Raw genomic sequence first — 24432 nt, forward strand, 5'->3', positions numbered from 1 at the left:
ACCTCGTTCAAGAGTGAGTGGGAAACGTGGGTTTTACGCGTAGATGCAGATTCTCGACTTCTACAACTGTAATGCTTGCCCCCCGTGGAATTTTTCCTTCCGTGCTCGTTGCACTCCAAATCTCCCCGTGAACACGAACCTGACCATCGGGATTCAGACTGCTGATGGCTTCGCCCTGCTCACCGACAATTCCCTCGATACCTGTGGTCGGTTTCCTTCGTTGTGCCCTGATTCCCATTCCGATGGCAAAGGCGAAAAAGGCGGCAGTGAACAGAACTGCCGGAATAATAACACTCCATGAAATCTTTATGAACTCCAAGGTGGAACCCGGTTCAATCAGCATGATAGAGCCCAATGTCAGTGAAATAACGCCCGCGACCGTTAGAAGTCCGTAGCTGGTGACTTTGATTTCTGCTATAAACAAAATGATGGCGAAAATAATCAAGGCAAGCCCTGCATAGTTGAGGGGCATTGTATGAAGTGAATACAGAGCGATGATCATGGCGATGACACCGACTACCCCCGGAAGAATCGAGCCCGGGTTGTACAATTCAAACATCAATCCATAAATGCCGAGAAGGAAGAAGATATACGCCACGTTTGGATCGCTCAGGAGGTCGAGGAGTTTGTATCTCCAGCCCATTTCGATTTGCGTAATCTCAGCGTCTTTGGTCATCAAGATGCGCTTGCTTTCCTTCACTTCAACAGTCTTCCCGTCAATTGAATCGAGCAAGGCGTTGACCGTTGGAGCAACGACATCGATGACGCGATTCGACAAGGCCTCCGTTTCGGTGATGGAGATACTCTTCCGGACCGCTTCTTCAGCCCATTCAATATTGCGGTTTCGCTTCTCGCTGATAGTACGAATGAACGCGGCGGCATCATTGGTGGCTTTCTCATTCATGATGGAGTCTTTTTCCCCGCCCTGCAGCCCGACGGGATGAGCTGCACCAATATTGGTTCCGGGTGCCATTGCTGCGATGTGAGCCGACAGTGTGATGAACGTGCCTGCTGAAGCAGATTGAGCCCCCGGTGGCCAAACGAACACAATGACGGGAAGCGGCGCATCGAGTATATCGCTCACAATGACGCGAGTTGACTTGAGCAGGCCTCCGGGGGTATTCAGACGAAGGACAATACATGACGCGTTTGCTTCGTGTGCCTGACGGATTTCTTGACGGATGAAGTCTGCTGTTGCAGGGTTGATGGACGCATCAACAGTAATAACATGAACCAAGGGTCCTGCAAGCAGGGTAGAGGAAGAGAACAGAAGGAGGAAACTCAATCGTGATGGAGAGAGCGTTGGCATGGAGCGCTCCTTAGTGATCAGCACTTGCTGACTGTTGTGGGTTTATGCTTTCTGAATACTGAAACACTCTCGAAACAGTTTGATTCGCGGAGAGGGTGGGATTCGAACCCACGGTACCCTTGCGAGTACACTACCTTTCCAGGGTAGCCAATTAAACCACTCTTGCACCTCTCCGGATGCCATATCAGGTTTGCCAACTGGTCACGTGACCATCCAGCCACTTCCGGCCGGCACCCGATTTCAAGAACAACTCTCTTTGTCTTGCAGAAGACGTATCAGAAAATTCCTCAACGTGAATCAATCGCCAAGGGATGCCCGCCTTCGTAAACGAGGTCTTGCCGTTGTTGTGTTCGACCAATCGTTTCTGATAGTCCTTTGTAGAGCCAACATACCTCTTCTTGAGTTTGTCACTCCACAAGACATATACGTAATGCATAGTACTTCTGTTGAGAGTGGGATTCTCCGCCGGAGGCGGATGCGCCTCCGGCGCAGAACCCACGGTACCCTTGCGAGTACACTACCTTTCCAGGGTAGCCAATTAAACCACTCTTGCACCTCTCCGGATGCTATTTCAGTTGTTGGAATCGATGTTGATCATCCAACCATTTCCCCTTCTTTTTGGCGGGACTCTTGCGCCTCGCCGGATGCATTTCACAACATTTCTGCAAAAAGATATGAAGAATGTGTGTGTGATGCAATTTGAAATCCCGGTAAATCAAGGTATATTGGCATCGATTATTGTGCACATTCCTCCACACGATGTCAAAAGCTAAGCAAACCTTCCACAGCGCGATCTGGAATCACGGCGGGAGAATTCTCGAATACCTGCTGATGTATATCACTTCCATTGTTATTGCCCGTGGCTTGGGCGTCGAGGAAAATGGAAGATTTGTCGGGTTGTTCAGCCTCTCACATTTGATTCTCGTCTTTTGTTCGTTAGGACTGGAAACTTCGCTTAACAAATTCATTCCGCAGCTTGCCGATGAGCACGCCAACAAGCAGGCAGCATATATGTTGCGAATGTCGCTCCTCATTCGTGGAGCGGCGTTTCTTGCAGCAGTTGTGCTGTTCTCGATTGTGATTCGCATGTTCACAGTACCGTTTCTTGAGCGCAACAGTGATGTGTTGGTGATTGTGTTGTTGTTTACCGGTGCACGTTCCCTCTTTCCCCTTTTTGCAATGGTTCTTACGGCACAACTGCGCACCGCCCTCACTGCGCGCATCAATCTGGTCATCAGGGTAATTGAGCTTGCCGGCATACTCATCCTCACTCAGATGCAGTTCACGGTCTTTGCCTTGTTTATTCTCTTTTTCAGTACGAGCATAATGCATGGTGTCGCATACGCAATGTTTTCACGAGTGAACATTGTTCGTGATGTTGCATCTGTTGATATGAAGCCGATTGTGACATTCGGGGGTATTTATTGGATGAATACGATTGTCGACTTTGTCCTCGGCCGTCAAGGGGATGTACTGTTTCTGACCAGCCTGTTGCCTGATACATCGCAGGGAGGCCTGTACGATGTAGCCTACTCGATTGCTCAAATCGCTTCCATCGCGATGACGGTGGGACTATCCGGTGTTACGTTTGCCACCTTTGCGCGGCTTGCAGTTGAGGATCAATCGTCAATGAACAGGTTCTATGCATTCTCAATAAGGATCATCTCACTCCTGACAATCCCGCTCTACACATTCATCATTTTTCATGCGGAAGCCATTGTGGCAATATTGTATTCACCGCAATACGCGTCGTCAGCTCCGCTTGTGCAGGGAATACTTGTCTTTCGAATAGCATCACGGCTGTTTGGCGGGCCGGAGAATGGAGAGTATCTGCTTTCCCGCGGAAGAGTGGCGACGTTGGTGAGTATTGGCGTTGTGGCCGCCTTGGTAAACTTCGGACTGAATATCCTCCTGATTCCCACGCTCGGCGCGTCCGGTTCAGTGATAGCGAGCGGATGTGGAAATCTCCTGGTGAATTTGCTCGGAGCTCTCATGGTGTCCCGAATCTCGCAAAACAGGCTTCAGATTGTCTATTGGGCCGGACTTGTTTCTGTATGCTGCATTCCGGCGCTGATATGCGCGTATGTATTGCCGTCAGATAGCATCTCCTCACTTATTTTTGCGGCGAGCCTATATGGAGCGCTTCTGATTGGAGGATTGGTTTTGCTCAAACCGCTGACACAAACAGACAAAGACTGGCTGGCCAAGATTGATGGTCGAATGGCCACCATTCTCAGGCTATTTACGCGTCCCAGCCTTCAATCCCCTTGACAGATCAATGAAATCATCGACGACACTTTCGCGGGACAATCCTGCATTGCACATAGCTCTTGTAACGCAATCGTGCGACAACGAAACGGGCATCGGAAGGATTGTTCTTTCGCTTGGAGCCGAGTTCGAGAAACAGGGTCACACGGTGAGTGTCGTTGCTCAGTATTTTGACGGGGAGAATCGTCGTTTCCAATATCGGCAGATTCCCTTGCGGACCTCATTCAATTCGCTTGATCGTCTGGCGTTACGATACCTGACGAAACCGGCGTTGCGTCAGCTCCATTGCGATATCGTCAACTCATACATGATCGGACGAGGCGCATCGGTTGTCACCGCGCAGAGTTGTCATATTGCAGGAATGGAAATACGGAAACAACACCAAGCCCGACTTCCCTGGCGACGGAACTTCGGTATTTTTGACAGAGTAACTCTACAGGATGAGAGATTCCTTGTCCGTTCACATCACACAAAACGCATTATTGCCGTCTCGCAATTGGTGAAGGATCAGTTCATCCAATACTACAACATCGATCCGGAACGAGTTGTCGTTATTCCCAACGGAGTGGATGTCGGGAAGTTCAAGCAGCTTCGAGCAATAGGTAATCGGGAGAATCTTCGGAGTCAGTACGGAATTCCAAGAGATGGATTCATGCTTCTCTTTGTCGGGAATGAATTTGATCGCAAGGGGCTTCACGTGCTCATCCGGAGCATTGCCGTCTTGAAGGGAAATGATGTGCGGCTTCTTGTGATTGGTTCCGATGATTCTGCTCCGTATGCGTCTCTTGCTGCGAGCCTTGGCGTATCGGACAAAGTCATCTTCGGCGGAAGAGTGCGCGGACCCGAAGCACTGTTTGTGGCTGCTGATGCCTTCGTCTTTCCGACGGTGTATGAACCGTTCGGAATGGTTCTCATGGAGGCGATGGCTGCAGGCGTGCCGCTCATTGCCACACGCCATGCCGGCGCGTTGGAAGATTGTACACACGAGCATCACGGTGTATTTCTTTCCGATCCGCTTTCTGTCGAGGAGTTGTCGTATTCCATTCAACGACTCATTGATGATAGCCAACTCCGGCACCGGCTCTCTGAAGCGGGAATCGCATTCGCACAGCAACTCTCATGGGACGAAGTTGCATTCCGGACGCTCCAGGTATATAGGGAAATAAGAGATCTGTAAATGGTACGCCCGATATTCAAGAGTCCAGTCCTTCTTGCCGCTGTCTGTGTTACGATTCTGAATGTATTGCTCATCTGGGCATTCAGGTTTCTTCCTCTCTATGATTACCCGATTTGGCTCTACGAAGTCCATCTTATGCGCGAGTTGTCGCAGCCCCGGTTTGCATTGTTCTATGAGATGGTATCGGCTCCGGTTCCAAACTTGGGACTTGTGGGAATAGTCTGGGCATTGAGTTTTTTTGTGCCGTTGGAAGCGGCAGGGAAGATCTTCTTGACGCTCTGTGTTGTCGGATTGCCTTGGGCATTCAGGTATTGTGTCCGGAAAATTGCAGATAATGTCGATACGCCCGTTGCATATTTCGGTTTTCCCTTTTCGTTCAACATCTTTTTCTTTGGCGGACAAGCGTTCTTGTTTGGGTTTATTGTTCTCCTGCTTGTTATCGGTTGCAGCTTCCCGAAACTCCATGCAATGAAATTGAAAGACTGGACGATTCTTTCATTCCTTTTGCTGGTTCTCTATTTCATTCATGCGATAGCTTTTGTGTTAGCTGTTGGTGCTTTTGTCGGTGCTTTGGCCGCGAGCGGATCGAAGCCGAGAAATGTCGGTGCTTTCGTCTTGGCGCTCGTTCCGGCACTGATCTGTATGACTTGGTACTACGCTTCGACGACTGGTACAGCGGGAGGCGAACTGCATTGGAGTTTCTGGGGAGTGGCGCAGAGTGTGCTGAAATCCCCATTGTTGTTCATCAAGAGTTTCGGGATTTCAACACCGCTTCCTCTTACTCTTCTCAACGGATTATGGGCACTTGCGTTGCTCATTCTCGTGTCGGCAGCAGTGATTCGGGCACGCACGGGCAAGATGTTTGACAAGCGATTTGCCCTTGCGATTATCATCGCGTTCCTTCTGATGCTTCTTCTTCCGGACGTTCTGTTTGCAGTATATCGTCCGGGAACCCGTTTCGGTTTCGCGCTGATATTTCTTATCTTGCTTTCGATCTCGAGAATCCAACTGACGAAACATTGGCGCATTGTCGCGATAACGGTGACAGCCGGAGTTCTGCTGTTCAACATTGTTCATTTTTCCTCTGTCAATCGGCAGATGGAGGAGTTGTATGGCGACCTTCAGGCCACTATGAAATCCGACACGACGTTTTGCGTCGTTCGGTTTGATTGGCCGCCCGAACGTCACATCCGTGACGTGGCCGCCGCTTCCATCGATCCCCTCTTTGGAGGAATCTACTATCATCAACTCGACAGAAAAGGTGTGGGTTGGATTTTCGGGACGGCTTTGCTCCGGCTGCGCAGCAACCATGAGAATCTGCGCCCGGTACTTCTCGGAGAATCGCCGGAGGAACACGCATCAACGTTTCTGGAATCGCAAAGGAAGTCGAAGACATTTGGGCATCTTCTTCTTGTCGGCTCAAGCCGTATAGCATTCGGTCTTGCAGATGCATTGAGTAAAGAAGGATACGTTATTGCAGTTCAAAAGGAAAATTGGACAATCCTGAGATCATCGGATGTTACAGACTAAGAAGATACATATCGGTTGCGGGCGGAATATTCTCGAAGGGTATATCAATGTTGACCGGGCGAACTTGCCGGGAGTTGATGTGACTCATGATTTGATTCAATTCCCGTGGCCGTTTGCGGATGACGCATTCGACCATCTCATTATGATTGATGTTCTTGAACATTTGCCCGACGTAGTTCAGACGATGGAAGAGATTCATCGGATCACACGGAAGCAGGGGAGAGTCACGATTCGTGTGCCATACTATAATTCTTGGGACGCTTCGTTCGACCCGACTCATGAGCATTGCTTTAATGAGAATTCGTTCGACTTTTTCGATCCTGCAACGTCAACAGGCAGTCATCGGCTGTATTATACGAATGCGAAGTTCCGCATCTACGCAATCGGTTATCTCATCTATCCAACGTCGAAATCTTATCTGGTGTACGATTCCAAGGTTGACCTTCGGGAACTCATTCTTCCCGAAGTGTATGACAAGCCGGTCATTCGTTCCACGTTTCTAAAAAACATGTACACAAAGCTCGGACACAAGATCGGCAACACTATCCGGACTCTTCATGTAGAATTGATCCGGCAATAGGGCATGAGAATCGCGTTCGACGTCAGCTACATTCAGAAAAACCGTGCAGGAATCGGACGTCATGCATTGCAACTGGCAAAGGCGCTACGGGAACATGACACACGTAACGAATACGTGCTTCACGGCTGGTCATTCGGTTTGGATGTGAATGAGATCGGCACGTTGCAGGCACCGAATGTCTCTCTCTCGCTAAAGCGAATTCCCGGGGATCTGAAGCGATTCTATTGGAACCGTCTGCGGAAACCACCAGTCGAAGCCTTCGTCGGAAGCATCGACATCTTTCACAGCACAGATCCGATGGTTCCTCCAGCACGTCGGGCAAAGCGAATTGCCACCGTTCACGATTGCGCGTACAAGAAATTTCCCGCGTTGTTTGAGTCGCGGGTACTTGCGTGGGATGCATACGTGCAGCGAGCTCTTGGCGTTGTAGACGCCATTGTGGTTCCCTCTGAACAAACAATGTACGATGTAATAGAACTCTTCAAGGTTGAGAAGGTAAAACTTCACGTTATACACCCTCCGGTTGATGACATGTTCGCGTATCAGAGGGATAGCAGCGCGTCAAACCCGGGCAGTGCTGTTCTTGCGAAACCGTATATCTTGTTTGTTGGAACAATCGAACCTCGCAAGAACATTGCTTCCATTATCAAAGCATTTGAGTACGTCCGCCGTGAGCAGCGGGATAGCATCGATCTTGTTATCGTTGGGAAAAAGGGGTGGCTCTTCGAAGAGACGATGCATGCAATAAGAACTTCCTCCGAGAAAGCCTCAATCCAATATCGTGAATACGTAAGCGAGGATGAACTTGCATGTTTGTACAGACAGGCGATCTGCTTTGTGTATCCTTCGCTCTATGAGGGATACGGGTTTCCGGTGCTCGAAGCCATGGCAAGCGGTGTTCCTGTTATTACGTCCAACAATTCGGCCATGCGTGAGTTCGCAGATGGAGTTGCACTGTTGGTTCCCCCGGATAACATCCAGGACATTGCCGATGCAATACACCTGCTTGTAACGAACGAGGTCAGAAGAGTCGAGATGAGACAACGCGGACTCCATGTTATCAAGCAGTTTTCGTCGCGACAGGCCGCCCGGGCATTGCTCACACTGTACGACGCACTCAAGCCATGAGACTCCTCGTCGTTGACCACAATGCCCTCGAACCTGCGAATCGAGTTCTCTACAAGATGATTGTCGAGCGGGGAGGGGTGAATTTGCGATTAGTTGTTCCTGCAAAGTGGTTCAATACTTTTCGAACAATCACGTTTGATCCGCCAACCGGGGAATTGAACTACGAATTGTTCAGCAGCAAGGTCGTGTTTTCCGGAAGAACGCATCGCCTGATGTATCGATCCCTTCGCAGGCACATCAGGGAATTCCGGCCGGATGTGTTCTACATGCATTCAGAGCCGGAGAACTTTGCGGCGTTCGCAGCGGCCTCTCTGACTCCTTCTTCGACGAAGCTTGTGTTCTACACGGCCCGGAATATTGATCACATTCAAGTCGGATATCCATACAAGCTGTCTCGTTTGCACAAGTCGATAGAGCAGTTCGTACTTCCGCGCGCAAGCCATGGGATTGCCTGCAACTGTACAGCACGAACCTTATTTGCTGCTTATGGCTTTCCACATGTTTCGGTGATTCCGCTTGCGGTGGATACGCAGTTGTTTCGGCCTGCAAAAGCGCATAAGCATGACCGGGCATTCGTCATTGGATATGTTGGAAGGTTGGAAAGGGCGAAAGGGGTTGACTTGGTTCTTCGAGCACTGAAACACCTGCCTGATCTGTGCGTTGCACGAATTGTTGGTGGCGGAAGTGAACTGGATAACCTGAAGCATTTGGCTTCCAGTCTGGGTATTTCAGATAGGGTCGAGTTCATTCCCACGCTGGATCGCAGTTCATTGCCCGGAGAGTTGGCTCGATTTGATGTCCTCGTTCTGCCCTCCCGTTCAACACCGCTTTGGAAAGAACAATTCGGAAGGGTTCTCATTGAATCCATGGCGTGCGGTGTTCCTGTCCTTGGCTCTGATTCAGGTGAAATTCCTCACGTTATCGGCGATGCAGGACTCGTATTCAAGGAAGATAGTCTTGATGGGCTTGTATTGGGTTGCGAGCGCCTTCTTGTGAACGAGCAACTGAGAGGCGACTTGGGCAGACGGGGAAGAGAGCGGGTTGAAAGACTCTATTCGCTGGAAGTGGTTGCCACGCAACATCATAAGCTCTTCACATCACTTTAGCCTTGGTTGGATATGGACTGGCAATTCCTTAATTTTACCCAAGATTCTTCATAGTTCGAATGAGACTGTGGTTCTTCACCTCCTCATATCATTGCTTCGGTTCAAAGGCAGCTTCACAAAGCCAAGGACCTTGGACCCTGAGCAAGTCCGCTCGCTACTGATTGTTGAGCTTACACGTCTCGGCGACGTTGTAACAATGTTGCCCTCCATTACGCTTTTGGCGAACCACTTCTCAAATGCAAAGCTCGTTTTGCTCGTTGATTCCCAATATGAGCCACTCCTGACCAATCTCGGACTTCCTTGCAAGATCTGGGGGGTTCGGAACCCTGAATCGATTTTCGGATTTCTCAAGGTTCTCCTGTCTGTTCGGAAAATGCACATTGACCTCGCCCTGAGCATGAGCCCCCCGAAGCGAAACGCCGCTGTAACCCTTGTGAGTGGCGCACGGAGCAAAGTGGGCTATCTCACGTATCGGCACACACTTACACCTTACCTTGAGGTGACCCCGGTTGAGTCGTTCGGATTGGCTCTGGCGAAAGAGGAGTCGTACGGGTTGCAGAATATTGAGGAGCGGGGACTCAAGGTTTGTCGTGCGTTGGGGATTTCGGGAAACTATCTGCGGGCCGAGAGCGGGATCCAACTCGAACACAACATCTTCGAAAAACGACGCCAGCGATTGATTTCCGATGGATTGGTGCCTGACAGGAAGTTCGTGGTCGTTCATCCTTTTTCCGGATGGAAATACCGTTCATGGAGTCTCGAACGCTTCGGCGATGTTGTGAGTACGATTGTCACGCGTTTGAACTATGATGCGGTTCTCTTGTGTGACAAATCCGAAGAAGAAAAACTGGATCTTCTGCAACAGCGGTTTGCCGGTAGACACAACATTCATTTCGTGGCATCGGATGACTTGCTGGATACATGTGTTATTCTGAAAGAGGCTTCGCTGTTTTTGGGAAACGACTCGGGCCCGCTGCATCTCGCTTCCGCGTTGGGAACACGAGTTGTAGGGTTGTTCGGTCCGGCATCACCGGAATTGACCGCGCCGAGGAATGATGCGGGGAAGTTTCTTTTCAGAATAGTAGAATGTTCTCCCTGCGCGCAACTGCATTGCGAACGTCCTTCGAATTCTTGTATGTCGCTGATCAGTCAGGACGATGTGTTGCAGGCCGTTATGGAACAGTTGTCGCTTGTCCCCGAAGCCAAAGCGGTAGCGAATGCATAAGGTCGATATTCTGGGCGTACGGGTGGACGTTATTGATACGAACGGGTTGCATCAAGCGATAGAAGACAGCGTGCGGCAGAACCGGAGAGACGTGTACTCGTACGTGAATATCAACGCGATCAACATTGCACAGGAGAATGAACGATTCAAGCGCTTTCTGAACAACGCACACGTTGTGTACTGCGACGGCGAAGGTGTTCGCCTTGGTGCCCGAATGCTCGGCTACCATTTGCCGCCTCGAGTTGTTCTCACATACTGGATTTGGGAACTCTGCGAATTGTTTGAGAAGCGGAAATTTTCCGTGTTCTTTCTCGGGGCAACAAAACAATTTGTTGATGAGGCAGTCGGGCGTGTCCGGCAACGATTTCCGGGGATGGTAATTGCAGGCTCGCATCACGGGTATTTTGAGAAAACCGGGGCAGAAAGCGAAACAGTGGTGGAGATGATCAACAGCGCACGCCCGAATGTCCTGATTGTGGGGTTCGGGATGCCGGTGCAGGAGATGTGGATCGAAGAGAACTATCAGCGCCTTGCTGCAAACGTTATTTTGCCGGCAGGCTCGATGATTGACTACACTGCCGGACGCAAAGGCCTTGCGCCCAAATGGATGGCGAACAACGGAATGGAATGGCTCTACCGGTTTTTTCAGGAGCCCGGCCGGCTTTGGAAAAGGTACTTGATCGGTAATCCATCGTTTATGTACAAGATAGTACGGGAATATTTAGTAAAGGGGACACAACGATGAAGTTGATGGGGGGACTCAGGGTCATATCGGCATTGCTTGTATCCGTATTGACACACACCGGGGTGGGTTCAGACAAGGCGGGCGAGAAGGCATTGTTCAGATTACTGAACCAAACTCCTGAGGGGTGGGAGATTGAATATGTTCCGCAACCGCGGCTTCTCATGACGGTGGATATCCATGGTAAACCGCATACGCGATTTCTGGATGCAACCATTACTGACGGCGTTGAGGATGCGGCCGGATCGCCCGCTCTTCCGGTTGATGTGATAACATTGGGCATTCCCGACGGGGTAACGTTGTTTGCCGAATTGCTCAACCCGGAATTCGAACTTGCCGGACAGCAAGCCGTCGCCCCTCATCCGGATTATGAATTCACTGAAGATCAGGAAGCTGTTGAAGTTTTCAATCGGGACCAATCCAAATACTCCGTTAATCAGTTTCTTCCCGCAACACAGATCAGCGTCGAACCACCATTTACCTTGCGGCAGCAGAAGATCAGTGTCGTTCGCATCCGACCGTATCAGTACAACCCTGCAGCGCAGACTCTGCGACGCATGACAAAGGCAACACTCCGTATTCGCATGCAGCAATCCCCGGAGTATCGTCCTTCAATCGCCCCGACACCGGATCCGCTATTCGAACAATCCTACAAAGCCCTGCTGTGGAACTATGAGCAAGCCAAAGCGTGGCGCTTAGGGAGGCAATCCCGGCTCTCCCTCAATACCGATCCGACACGTGACTGGTTTGAAACCGGCAAAACCTACTACAAAGCACAAGTCGCGGCAGACGGATGGTACAGAATTAGCCGCACGGAGATTGAAGCGGCAGGCGGAAATCTCTCATCAGTGGATCTTTCCACGATCAAAGTCTATGCAAGGGGCGCTGAAGTTCCGGTCATTGTACGTCCCGACACGTCGGTCGAGTTCTTTGCCCGCCGGAATCACGGCGATTCGACGTACTTCGATTTCTACACGGACACCTGCGCCCATTGGTTGACCTGGGGCGGAACGCAAGGGCTCCGCTACGCATCGTCCTCTTCATCAGGAACGCCCCTTACGACATTCGTCTCAGTGGCTCATCCAAGACATGTTGAAACGCCCGGCGCATACTACGTCGGAACGTCGGACGCTGAACTCATCAACAATGGCACCGTTCCGGGGGAAGGCTGGCGGATGAACAATTTTCCGGTCGGAAGACAAACAGATTTTCCGTTTACGCTTGATTCGATTGATACTTCGATCCCCACCGCAGTTCTTCGCTCACAACTCTGGGGAAGTGCCTACGTGAATCCTCCGGGAACACCGGCGTTGCAAAAGGCGAGATTCTGGGTAAACGATTCCCTTGTCGGTGACATCGAATTCGGTCAGCGACAGGAGGGGTTGATGGATCGAACATTTCCGGCGAGTTGGTTGCGAACCGGCAGTAACACGCTTCGGATACGGGCAATGGAAACAACCGGCGGCGCAAACAACTTCTTTTTGCGATGGTATGCGTTTGACTACAATCGCATGCTTCGGCCCGTCAACGGACAGTTAGAGTTTACAGCTCCGGCCGGCTCTCCCGGCGTGCCGGATAGGTTTTTTGTGAGAGGATTTGGCAACGCGGACATTGAAGTGTTCGATGTTTCGACGTATAGAAAGATTGAAGGCGGTATTGTTGCAGGCGATTCCACAAACGGATTCAGCATCACGTTCGACGACACGAGTACGGTTCAACGAACATACGTGGTTTTTGCCTCAGGGAATCACCGTAGCGTTCCACCCTTGACGCAAAAGATGTTTCAAGATATTCGGGTCAATCCGCAGGGGGCCGACTACATTATCATCACGCACAGGAATTTTCTCGCTCAGGCAAACCAGCTGGCTGCACACAGGCAAGCCACGAACGGTGTTCGTACGAAGGTTGTTGATGTCGGGGACATCTACGACGAATTCAACTACGGCCAAATGCATACCACGCCGATGAAAGAATTCCTGAAGTACGCATTCGAAACGTGGCCGGCGCCTGCGCCATCGTATGTCCTTTTCTTGGGCGACGCAAGTTGGGACTACCACCGGTATCTCGGAAGTACGATCAAAACCAATTATGTCCCCGCCTATGGCGTACCAACAGGCGATAACTGGTTCGGATGTTTCAATCCCGCATTGCCGTTTCTCACATCGTTGTACATCGGACGAATTCCCGCCGAGGATGTGACGCAAGCCCAGCGGACCGTGAACAAAGTGATCAGCTTTGATAATTACGAACTCTCTGAATGGAACAAGAACTTCCTCTTTATCACAGGTGGCGTTACCCTGAGCGAGCAGGCCGGGTTCAATTTTCTTGCTGATAGATCCGTTACGCTGTACGTAAAGCCGCCGCCGTTCGGGGCTACAGGGTTGCGGGTGAGCAAAGCCACGCCCGGCTACATTGACGGAGAGAACAAACAACGTTTGAAAGACCTGTTCCGCGAGGGTTTGGGATTTGTCAGTTTTACCGGTCACTCCGGTGGGAAAATCTGGGGCGTTGATCCGGGTCCTGCATCCGAGTTTGAAAATACCAATGGAAAACTCCCGTTTGTTGCTTCAGTGAGTTGCAACGTGGGCGGGTTCGCAACGCCGTCAAACAACGTTTTTGCCGAAGATCTTCTGCTTGCAGACAACCGGGGAGCAATAGCTGCGTGGGCATCGTCATCCGTTGGTTATGCCAACTATGGTGCTGCCTTGACGAACAACTGGCTGATCAACGCAACGGTTGATTCGGTACGCGAGTTCGGCAGATTGACGACCAACGCATTGTATCGATTGTGGACGGAAACCGGTTCGGGATTTATCACGCTTGCGATGATGAACCTGAATCCGATGATGGGGGATCCGATGTCGAGACTTCCCATTCCGCTCAAACCTGAACTGGCTGTTTCCGCGTCGGATATTTTTCTCGACAAACCGGAACCGACCCCGAGTGATTCGACACTCATCGTTCGGGTCAACGTGCATAATTATGGTTTGGTTCCTTCGGACAGTGTCGGAATCACGCTAACGGACATCTACAGCGGGCAGACAGAACATCTTCTCGACAACAAGAAATTGAAACCGACATCGCATGTCGATTCCGTGTTTGTTCCCTGGAACGGCACAAGCAAGGTCGGGTTGCATACGCTTGTCGCGACGCTTGATCCGCTGAACGTGATTGAAGAAGTGAACGAGCTGAACAACATCGCCTCAAGCGAGAAATACATCTACGCAAACAATCTCTATGTCGTGAGACCCATCTCCAACATGGTCGTGCCACCGGGGGTGCAGCGCCTGGTCGTGACAAGTCCTGTTGGCTACGACTCTATCGGCTTTCAGTATTCTTTCGAACTCGATACGACGGAGACGTTTGATTCACCGGCGCTTGTAACTTCAGGTGTTGTTGTAGCCGATCAGGTTAAAGGAGAATGGACAACTCCACCATTGCCGGCTGAAAGAGTGTATTTCTGGCGTGCAAGAACGGTTGACGGTTCACTTTTGGGGAATTGGGTTACCTCTTCCTTCACTACGTCAAACGACATTCCGAAGATCTTTGATGCAAACGCTCCGACAGTGAGGATGAAGCAGCATTCGAGGCGCCAGTTCTCGCGCAATCATCTCGTGAATGCAACCCCGACAGATTCCGGTGTGACCATTGCGCAACAGGCGCCGCTCAACGTGTTCTGTCGCTCGGTGGGACAGCGGTACAATCAGACATTGGAGTACTATAGCACGATCGTTGTAAACGAGCAGAAGATCATTGGATATTGGTGGGAATTGGGAAACAGTTTCATGGTTGCCCGCATCAACGATTTCACGAACGCTGTTGAATACCGGAGCTTCAATACCGCTTCGTCGGCGGCTTTGTCGGACAGCATGAAGAACTTCATCAACGCCACGCCGGCAGGCAACTACATTGCCGTTTCGGTTATCTTTAACGGACAGACAAATGTGAACGAGGGGCTGAAGCAGGCGATGGATTCGTTGGGAGCGACGATGTTCCGCTCCATTCTCAACAATCAATCGTACGCGTTCATCGGGAGAAAAGGAATTGGCGGTCCCGGCATGACAGCTCTTGAGCAATTGAACAGCGACACTGCGGTGTTGAGTCTCCAGGTGCCGAACGTCTATTCACTCGGGAAAGGCTCCGTGACGTCGCTGCCGGTGCCGGTTGCGCAAACGTGGGAAACGCTGCACTGGCAACGTTCCGGGGATATGCAATTGACGAATCCCGGGCTTGCAATAGTCGGGCGTCGCCCTTCCGGCATCGTTGATACACTGCGCATATTTCCGAAGGACAGTACGGACGTCGATTTGACATTCCTCGATTCACTAACAACCGGAACGTCGTATTCGCATGTGAATGTTGCCGGCTTGCTGTCAACGTCGGATGCAAATGTTACGCCTGTTATTTCGGCATGGGAGATTGATTGCACGCTGCCCCCCGATATTGCCGTCAGCGCGAGGAGTTTTGTTCAAACAAGAGTGGCAACGTTTGATTTACCCGTTACGGTGCATAATTTGGGCTATCGCAAGAGCGACAGCATCCGGATTGTGGTGAATGCTCTCGACAAGTTTAATGCGGGAAGACAGGTTGGAGCTGCGACGATTGATTCCATCGACATCGGAGGGAATCTCTCGACGGTTATTCAGATTCCAATGGCGATTCTTCCCAAAAAAACCTTGTTGCAGGTACTCATCAGCCCGGTGAACGGCGGAAAAGACCTCATTGCCGAAAACAATACGGCATACTATCCGTTGATCAGGACGGACATCGTTGCGCACAACAGGCTGAATGTGTACGCCGACGGCAAGCCGTTGATGGACGGCGATTACGTTTCGGCGGAACCTGTTCTTCTTGTAAAAACAGGGCAGCAGGAAATCCCGACGTCCGCCTCGCAGTTTGAGATGTTCGTGAACAACAAGCCCGTTCCCGGCCTTTCCGCTCAGGCATCGTTGTCGAAAGCGGGCACACAGGCACATGTCTCCGAGCATACATTCACGCCTTCACTGACAACCGGTGATCAGGCGCTGACATTCCGGGTCGCACAAATGAACGCGTTGGGTCGGGTTGACACGATTGAAGAGACCGTACATGTCCGTGTCTCCACCGAGTCCCGAACGCTGCATGTCTATTCGTACCCGAATCCGTTTGCGACAGAAACCTATTTCACATTTACGCTTGCCGGTTCGAGGCCGCCTGATGAGGCTCGGATAAAGATTTACACGATTGCAGGAAGAAAGATCCGTGATATCACCGTAGCGGCTAACGCATTGAGTATCGGCAATAATCGTGTACATTGGGACGGAAGAGATTCCGATGGCGATGAGATTGCCAATGGCTACTACTTCTACGAACTCACAACATTCCGCGAAGGCAAAACAGAATCAAGTATTCATAAACTTGCGAAGGTGAGGTAGCACGTTTCTGTTTCTGATATTCTGCCATTACTGAGTTTGTTGAAACATGAAATAGGAGGTGGATATGAAACACCTTGTTGCATACGCCGTAGCGGGCATCATGTTCTGTGGTGCTTGGGTTGTTCCGGCTTCTGCCGGTGAAGACAACAGTGACGCCTTTCGGCTCGTCTCACGTCTGCCGGATGGCTGGCTTATCGAATACACCCCCGGTACGCAGCCGTTCACACAAGTCGAAATTGAGGGTCGGATGCATCTGCTGTTTGACGGAATGGCCCGCCTCGATCCCTCTTTCGATCACACGGGATTGCCGAAACTTCCCGTTGAGGTAATCACGCTGGGCATTCCCGCTGATGCGTTTCTGCGGGTGGAGCTGCTGGATCCCGAGTATGAATTGATCGTGAAGCAGCGTGTAGCACCGTATCCGACGTATCACTTTTCAGAAGAGACCGAGCCCGTTGCCGAGTACCGGAAGAATGCTTCGGCGTACGGACAGAACAGGTACTTTCCCTCGCTGCACGTTGTTGCCGATCCGCCGGGACGTTTTCGGGATCAGCGCATCGCTTCAATTCGTCTCTCGCCGTATCAATACAATCCTGCAACTGAGACGTTGCGCCGGATTGTGCGGGCGAAACTCCACATCCGTGTGATGCGCACCGACGGCGGCGGTTCAATGGTACTTCCTCCGCCCTCTGCCGTTCGTCCCGATCCGCATTTCGAGGAACTCTACAGAAGTACCCTGTTCAACTACGATGAAGCAAAGGGTTGGAGGGGAGATGCGGGCGCAGAGTCCTTCCTGCGCATGGTGCCTGACCCGACGCGTGATTGGTTCGAAACGGGGAAGAACTACTACAAGATTCCGATTACCGAGGACGCCTGGTACAAGGTAACGAAGGCGCAGCTTGTCGCCGCCGGAGCGAATCCATCCCTCATCGATATTCCGACACTGAAGATCTTTCACTGTGGTGTTCAGATTCCGGTTGTCGTTCGTCCTGACACGAGTGTCGAATTCTACGGCAAACGAAACTCCGGCGACTCGACATACACAGATTTCTTTACAGACACAAGTGCTTACTGGCTGACGTGGGGAGGGGTTGCAGGTCTTCGTTTCACGCCTACTTTTGTGGACTCGACTGGCGTGATGACGAATCATTCTTCATCGCTCACAACAAGGCATTGTGAAGAGAACAACGACTACTTTCAAGGCACGACAACAAACGACATTATCAACATTCAGACGGTTCCCGGCGAAGGATGGGCATGGGGCGAGCCGCCAGATTGGTTCTTCCCAACCGCAACCCGTGAGTATGCGTTTGTCGTGGACGAAGTCGTGGCCGACTCCGGGTTGCAGGCCAGACTTCGGGTTCGACTTGTCAGCACGACGTTGAACTACACAACGCCGAATCATCGTGCGCGCTTCTGGGTGAATGACTCGCTTGTTGGTGAGGCGACATTTCCAGGCAGAACAAGCCTCGTATTCAGTGCTAACATTCCGCAATCCTGGCTCCATAACGGTAGCAACCAACTGAGGATTCAATCCATTCTTACATTAGCATCACCGAATCAATTTTATCTTGATTGGTTTGAAGTTGATTATGAACGACTGCTTCGTGCGGGTAACAATCAGCTTGCAGTTGCAGCAGGACAGACCGGCCCACTGACACGAACAGTGTTCAATGCCTCGGGCTTCACAAGCCCTCAGATTGAAGCGTTTGACCTCAGCACAATGCGGCAGATTACCAGTACGCATATCACGCAAGATGAGGATGGGTACAGTATTGCTTTCCGGGATACGCTTTCGGTTCCCCGGTCGTACATCGTTACGAGTTCAGGCGGAGCACGGCCCGTCCCGGCCGTGACGCAGAAAATGTTCACCGACATTCGGGTTAACGCCGCGGGTGCGGATTACATCATCATCACCCATAAGAACTTCCTAAGTGCCGCGCAGCAGCTCGCAACGCATCGTCAAACAGTGAATGGCGTCCGGACGAAAGTGATTCTCGTTGACGACATCTACGACGAGTTCAATTACGGCATCATGAATGCAACGAAGCTGAAGCCGTTCGTGAAGTATGCCTTTGACAATTGGGCTCAGCCGAGACCGGCATATCTCCTCTTGTTCGGTGATGCGTCGTGGGATTATCACAGGTTCCTTTCCACCTCTATCAACACGAATTTCGTTCCGTCGTACGGCGTTCCCGCAAGTGACAATTGGTTTGTTACGTTCAATCCGGACACGGCCTCACTCCCCGCGATGTTGGTCGGGAGGATTCCGGTTGCGACACCCGCGCAGGCGCAAAGCGTAGTGCAGAAGATCGTCGGGTACGATTCATATATACTGGCGGAATGGAACAAGAACTTTCTCTTCATCACCGGAGGAAATACTCCGAGCGAACAGGCGCAGTTCAATTCCTACTCCGAGGGCATGATTGCATTAATCGTTGCACCGCCCATTGGTGGAACGCCGTATCGCGTCTATAAAACCACGCTTGGCGTGATCGACGGTGAACACAAGGAACGGCTCAAGCAGCTTGTTCGTGACGGGCTCGTGTTCATCAATTTTATCGGGCATTCGGGCGGGAGAATATGGGGCGTCGATATCGGCCCGCCGTCCGAATTGGAGAACACGAACGGCAAGCTGCCGTTTCTTGCATCGGTGAGTTGCAACGTCGGCGGCTTTGCAGACCCGGAAAGCCATGTGCTCGCCGAGGATTTCCTCCTTGCCGACAATCGGGGTTCCATCGCATCGTGGGCATCCTCAACCTTGGGATATCCCTCGTATGGCAGGGATTTGGGAAGGGATTTTCTCCAGGGTGTGCGGGACTCGGTGCGGACATTCGGCCTTCTGACGACGAATGCAAAGATCAAGATGTTGCGAACGTACGGGGCCGACTATATTGCTAATGCCACGGTGCAAACCAACAATCTGTTGGGCGACCCGCTGTCACGTTTTGCGCTGCCGCTGAAGCCCGATCTGGCAATCCGTCAGCAGGATATCATCCCCAGCAATCCAACACCGACCGTCAACGACACACTTGTGATGGTGAAGGTGAAGATGTTCAACTATGGTTTAGTTACTCCGGACAGCGTGGAGGTTGCCGTGACCGACACGTACAACGGCCAGACGACAACTCTTGCAAACAGAAAAGTTGCCCCGATGCGCCAGGTGGATTCGATCAATGTTGAGTGGCGCGCAATGCACCAGGTCGGGCTGCATACGCTTACGGCTTCGCTCGATCCGCAGAACCTGATTCCTGAAGTGTCCGAACTGAACAATATCGCTTCACGGGAACAGTACGTCTATGCAAACCTTCTTTCGGTTGTCAAGCCTGTCAGGAACATGGTTGTTGAGTCGGGAGTTCAGAGATTGATGGTGACCAGTCCGTTCGGAGTTGATTCGCTGGGGTTTGCTTACGAGTTTCAGCTTGATACGGTCGATACGTTCGACTCGCCGGCGTTGGTTGAGTCAGGGCCGGTCGTTCCGGCTGCGGTCACAGGAGAGTGGCTCACTCCGTCGCTTCCCGTCAACCGCGTGTACTTCTGGCGTGCGAGAACGAGTTATGCGAATGCACTGGGAAAATGGGTCGAATCGTCCTTCTCGACGGCGGGTGATGTGCCTGCATTGCCGCAGATCCGCTGGCGGGAACATGCGGCAAAGCAATTCAGGCGCGACGTTCTCACACAATCCACTGCAACGGATACGGGTGTCACTATTGCGCCGAGTCCGGCGATCAATCTGTTTGTCCGATCGGTCGGGTACAGGTACAATCAGTTGGCGGAATACTACAGCGTCATCAGAATCAACGAACAAAAGATCACAGGGTACTGGTGGGAGTTGGGAAGCAGCTTCATGGTCATCCGCCTGAACGAATTTTCCGGGGCATTCGAGTTCCGGGCGTTCAATCTCGTGACGTTTCCCGCCGATTCCGGTTTGCGTGAGGCGCAACGAATGGCGGATTTCATCAATCAAACTCCGACAGGAAATTTTATTGCATGGAGTGTCATCTTCGACGGAAGAACAAACGTTACCGAAAGCCTCTACGTTGCGATGGAGAGTCTGGGAAGCACGCTGGCACGAACAGTCCAGCCCGGACAATCGTGGGCGTTTGTCGGAAGAAAGGGGAGCGGCGGCCCGGGGATGACGGCGTTGGAAAGCCTCACGAATGATACCGCCGTTGTGTCGCTGCAGATTCCCAACTACTACAGTTACGGCAGCGGCTCGATTGCAACGGAGCGGATGTTTGTATCGGATTCGTGGAGTGCATTCCAGTGGCAGCAAAGCGGCCCGCCATCGACCAATGCGCGGCTCGCATTCCTCGGCAACCGCCCGAACGGGGCTGTCGACACACTGCGGATTTTCCCGAAAGACAGCGCAACGATTGATCTTTCATTCATGGACCCGCTGACATCGGGCGAACGCTATAATGCCGTGCAAGTTGCCGCACTGTTCTCCACAACCGACGCCCTAGTTACTCCGTTGCTGCATTCCTGGCAAATGGATCTCAACGCCCCCGCCGATCTTGCCATCAGTGCCCGGACACTGAGCAGCTCGGAGCCGACGGCCACGCGCAATGTAGAAGTCACGGTGTACAATATCGGGTATCAGGATAGCGACAGCTCAACGGTTGTTCTTTCCGTGTATGACCGGCAGAATCGTGCCCGCCAACTTGCGAGCGTGCCTGTTCAGCCGGTTGTCCTCGGAGGTTCGAGGACGGTTGTTATTCCCATCTCGACAACAAATCTGCCCCGGAGAGTGATGCTGCAGGCCGTTGTTCATCCGGCAAAGCGTGCAAAAGATCTTGTGCACGAAAACAATACGGCATATCATTCATTCGATCTGGGTCCGTCACTGATGCCTGCAATGCAGGTGTATGCCAACGGCTCGCCTGTGATGGAAGGCGATTACGTGCCCGCAACGCCTGTGTTGATGCTCGATCTTCAGAAGCGGGATGAGAATCCCCCTGCACGCATCGAGGCACAACTGTTTGTGGACAACAGGTTCGAAGGCAACTGGACATCTCCCGCCGGAGTGTCGGAACAACGCCCGACATTTACTCCGCAGCTTTCGGATGGTCTCCATCAACTTACGTTCAAAATCATGAGTGTAAATGCGTTCGGCGAGATTGACACAACGGAAAGCATGTTGAATGTTCTCGTCTCGAAAGAAAGCCGCATTCTGCACATGTACAATTACCCGAATCCGTTTTCGCGTGACACATACTTCACGTTCATGCTCGCCGGATCGACTCCACCGGAGGAGTTGAGAATCCGCATCTTCACCGTTGCCGGAAGGAAGATCAGAGATATTCTTGTGCCGCCGTCGAGCGTGCAGATCGGCTCCAACCGGATTTATTGGGATGGGAGAGATGAAGATGGCGATGAGATAGCCAACGGGTACTACTTCTATCAAGCGTCTCTCAAAGGGGAAGGGAAGGAGCTTTCAGCAGTGCAGAAGTTGGTGAAGGTACGGTAAGTACCGGGTGAACCGCTGGATTGAAAGAAAACCGCTAAGGCGCGAAGACACGATTAGACTGGCAGAGTCTGGCTCTACATAAAGAACCGCCCCGACGACTCATCGTCGCCGTGGCTCTGGTTTCAGCTAGGATCAACAGGATACTGTTTGCTTCACGTCGTGTACATCCTGTTCATCCTGCCAAGAAGTGATGGTGATGCACCGTTACTTCAACAATACCATCTTTTTCAACTCATTCTTCTGTCCGCTTTGCAATCGGTAGAAATACGTCCCGCTTGCGAGAGCCGAGGCGTCCAGCTGCACTCTGTGCATCTGGCCTGCCTGCGCCACTCCGTCGTACAACGTTGCAACCTGCTGGCCAATCGAATTATACACTACAAGCTGTGCATCGCCTGTTACATCAACCGAAAACGCAATCTCGGTGGAAGGGTTGAACGGATTCGGGTAATTTTGTCCCAACTCGAAACGGTTCGGGGCGCTCACCGGCTCGCCCACGGAGGTGACGCCGTTGACGACGACAATCGGTTCGGTGTAATGGATTGTGCCGTCGAGATCAACCTGGCGCAGACGGTAGTGGCCACTGCCTGCCGGGGCGTTCACGTACGTCCAGGAGTAGTCATGCGGGGTAACTGTTGTGCCGTTTCCGGGCACGAAACTGTTGGGCAGATCTTCGTAGGAAGACGTTGCACTCGCGGCACGCTGCAGGTAGAAGCCGTAATTGTTTGTTTCGGAGATGGTTCTCCAGTTGAACACGATGGAGTTGTTCTGCGGAATCGCCGAGCCGGTGAAACTCGCAAGCTGCACTGGGACAGGGCTGCTCGAGAACACTATCGAGGTTTTCGGATCGCCGACAACCACATCCATCCACGACATCATGCGCGACGCCATGTAGTAGCTTTCGGCAAGATTGTATCCCGCCACGTACCGCGGAAACAGAACAAACGCAAGCGCCATTGCGTTGGAGTAAGGCTCGTACACATATCCCTTCGCTCCGCTGACTCCCTCATGAAGCAAATCCACCACAAGCGACTGTCCGTATGTGGGCGGATCGTTAAACGTTCTACCCGACGTCGAGACATACGTCTCGGCAATGGCTCCCGGTACGTACGTATTGTACGGAATTGCATACTGCGTGTAGAGATGCTGGTAATGATCGTTGCTTCCCCAACTCATGTACCCGACCAGGTTCTGCTGGTTCGTTTTATAAACTGTTGTCGAATCGAATATCACCGTTCTGCCGGTGCTTGCCAAGTTGTTGCGCGCATTGGTCATGTAGGTATTGAGCGGCGAATCCCATGCCGGGTCCTGATCGAACAGGATCGGGGCCGATGCACTGACCGACACTCCGGGGCCGCTGCGGTCGATCAGATCAAGTACAGTTTGCAAATGGTAGGCATCAAGCCGCGTGACAAGATAAATGCCGTACGTCGAGCGGGAGAAGTTTGCATTCTGCAGGTAGTACGGGGATGCAACCCGCCCGTCGCCGCCGATGTACGAAGCATAGGGACCGAGAATCAGCATCAACTCACTCTCAACCGACGAGGAAGGTGAAGAAGTCGAGAATGTGTTTCCTCGGTTCACCTTCAAAGGCACGCCTTTCGTCGTCACGAGATAGTTGATCGAATTCTGAAGATTCCCGGCAAGAAGCTGCTGCTCGACCTGAGCCCTAAGCTGGTTGAACTTCGTGCTGTCAATCTCCTCTGTCGTATCGGCCTGAACATAGATCATGTTCGCGGCGGGAATATTCCGTGCCGCTTTGAAATAATTGCCGATTGTCTGTGAAGCAGAACTGTTTGTGTTAATAATTACCGCGACGTCGTTGTAGGAAACCTGTCCTGTTGCCGAAAGGGGCAGCATCCAGCAAATCAACAAACCCGCAAGTAATAGCCTGATAGTGGGCATAACTCCTCCTGATATAAAATCCTGCCTCTATTAGTTCACGGCGTGTGCCAGCAGAGACCGGATTAGGAACGGACGTCGGTAACCCGCTAACCGATGAATCTACTATGGGTTGCAGTATCAGGGTGTTGAATGAAGATGGGAAACACGAAGAGAGAAGGGAAACAGATTGGGGATTCGTTCAGAAGGTTTGTAGAAATTGCAGGGTCGAGCCCGAGTCCCCCTCAAAGCTGTAGCGCGAGTCTCCGACTCACTCACGGGCGGGACGGCGTCCGCCGGCACGCGGCCTTTCGCACAGAGGGGAATATGGTCAAGCGAAGAAACAAGATCTGTGTCGTCGAAATCGTCGGCTGTGTGGGGAGGGGAATCAATCGAAGGGGTTAAGTTTCGGTGAAACCTTGTTCAACCCCGCACCGAAACTTACGGGTTGTGCGCTGGCGATTGATTCCGGCGGGTTATCCGTTCCGACGAAGTCGGAACGAGATCTCGTTCCCAAAGGGAACGGACGATTTCGACAGTTTTTGCCGCAACAATCAAAATAGAACTGAGCGGCATCCCGCTTCGCAGGACTTTCGTCCATTTCT

13 protein-coding genes and 1 tRNA gene are annotated in these 24432 nt (G+C 51.8%); 10 read left to right on the forward strand and 4 right to left on the reverse strand.

The features are described 5' to 3' along the window. Positions 1-7: 7 nt before the first annotated feature. The 3 genes from KF749_11215 to KF749_11225 form a co-directional block, all read right to left on the reverse strand. The gene (locus KF749_11215; GenBank protein ID MBX2991721.1) at positions 8-1309 is read right to left on the reverse strand and encodes a nodulation protein NfeD; all 1302 of its coding nucleotides are present in this window, start codon (positions 1307-1309) and stop codon (positions 8-10) included. An 87-nt stretch (positions 1310-1396) separates the two neighbouring features. Continuing rightward, positions 1397-1483 (reverse strand) — tRNA-Ser (locus KF749_11220). Positions 1484-1493: 10 nt separating this feature from the next. Beyond that, positions 1494-1745, reverse strand: a complete 252-nt coding sequence (locus tag KF749_11225; protein MBX2991722.1) for a GIY-YIG nuclease family protein — start codon at positions 1743-1745, stop codon at positions 1494-1496. 323 nt (positions 1746-2068) lie between these two features. On the opposite strand from KF749_11225, the gene KF749_11230 reads away from it, so the two are divergent. The 10 genes from KF749_11230 (at position 2069) to KF749_11275 (ending at position 21949) form a co-directional block, all read left to right on the forward strand. Then, the gene (locus tag KF749_11230; GenBank protein ID MBX2991723.1) at positions 2069-3580 is read left to right on the forward strand and encodes an oligosaccharide flippase family protein; all 1512 of its coding nucleotides are present in this window, start codon (positions 2069-2071) and stop codon (positions 3578-3580) included. Between the two features lie 7 nt (positions 3581-3587). Then, on the forward strand, positions 3588-4754 hold the full coding sequence (locus KF749_11235; protein MBX2991724.1) for a glycosyltransferase family 4 protein: 1167 nt from the start codon (positions 3588-3590) through the stop codon (positions 4752-4754). Further along, positions 4755-6284 (forward strand): hypothetical protein, encoded by a 1530-nt coding sequence (locus tag KF749_11240; protein MBX2991725.1) that lies wholly within the window; start codon positions 4755-4757, stop codon positions 6282-6284. After that, positions 6271-6864, forward strand: coding sequence for a methyltransferase domain-containing protein (locus KF749_11245; GenBank protein ID MBX2991726.1), 594 nt, complete (start codon positions 6271-6273; stop codon positions 6862-6864). The genes KF749_11240 and KF749_11245 overlap by 14 nt, the downstream gene beginning before the upstream one ends. Before the next feature lie 3 nt (positions 6865-6867). Then, positions 6868-7992 carry a glycosyltransferase family 4 protein gene (locus KF749_11250; protein ID MBX2991727.1) on the forward strand — a complete coding sequence of 375 codons (1125 nt, stop codon included), beginning with the start codon at positions 6868-6870 and terminating at the stop codon, positions 7990-7992. After that, on the forward strand, positions 7989-9098 hold the full coding sequence (locus tag KF749_11255; protein MBX2991728.1) for a glycosyltransferase family 4 protein: 1110 nt from the start codon (positions 7989-7991) through the stop codon (positions 9096-9098). The genes KF749_11250 and KF749_11255 overlap by 4 nt, the downstream gene beginning before the upstream one ends. A 130-nt stretch (positions 9099-9228) precedes the next feature. After that, positions 9229-10323, forward strand: coding sequence for a glycosyltransferase family 9 protein (locus tag KF749_11260; GenBank protein MBX2991729.1), 1095 nt, complete (start codon positions 9229-9231; stop codon positions 10321-10323). Continuing rightward, positions 10316-11068, forward strand: coding sequence for a WecB/TagA/CpsF family glycosyltransferase (locus KF749_11265; GenBank protein ID MBX2991730.1), 753 nt, complete (start codon positions 10316-10318; stop codon positions 11066-11068). Before KF749_11260 ends, KF749_11265 begins: the two co-directional genes overlap by 8 nt. Positions 11069-11073: 5 nt before the next feature. Then, positions 11074-16479: a hypothetical protein gene (locus tag KF749_11270; GenBank protein MBX2991731.1), complete on the forward strand. Its 5406-nt coding sequence runs from the start codon at positions 11074-11076 to the stop codon at positions 16477-16479. Positions 16480-16543: 64 nt separating this feature from the next. After that, positions 16544-21949, forward strand: coding sequence for a hypothetical protein (locus KF749_11275; protein ID MBX2991732.1), 5406 nt, complete (start codon positions 16544-16546; stop codon positions 21947-21949). Positions 21950-22153: 204 nt separating this feature from the next. On the opposite strand, the gene KF749_11280 is transcribed toward KF749_11275, so the two are convergent. Then, a complete protein-coding gene (locus tag KF749_11280; GenBank protein MBX2991733.1) occupies positions 22154-23851 on the reverse strand; it encodes a TIGR03790 family protein in 1698 nt (565 codons plus the stop codon). Positions 23852-24432: the final 581 nt, after the last annotated feature.

It is taken from the genome of Bacteroidota bacterium, assembly GCA_019637975.1.
Lineage (GTDB): Bacteria > Bacteroidota > Ignavibacteria > UBA10030 > UBA6906 > CAADGV01.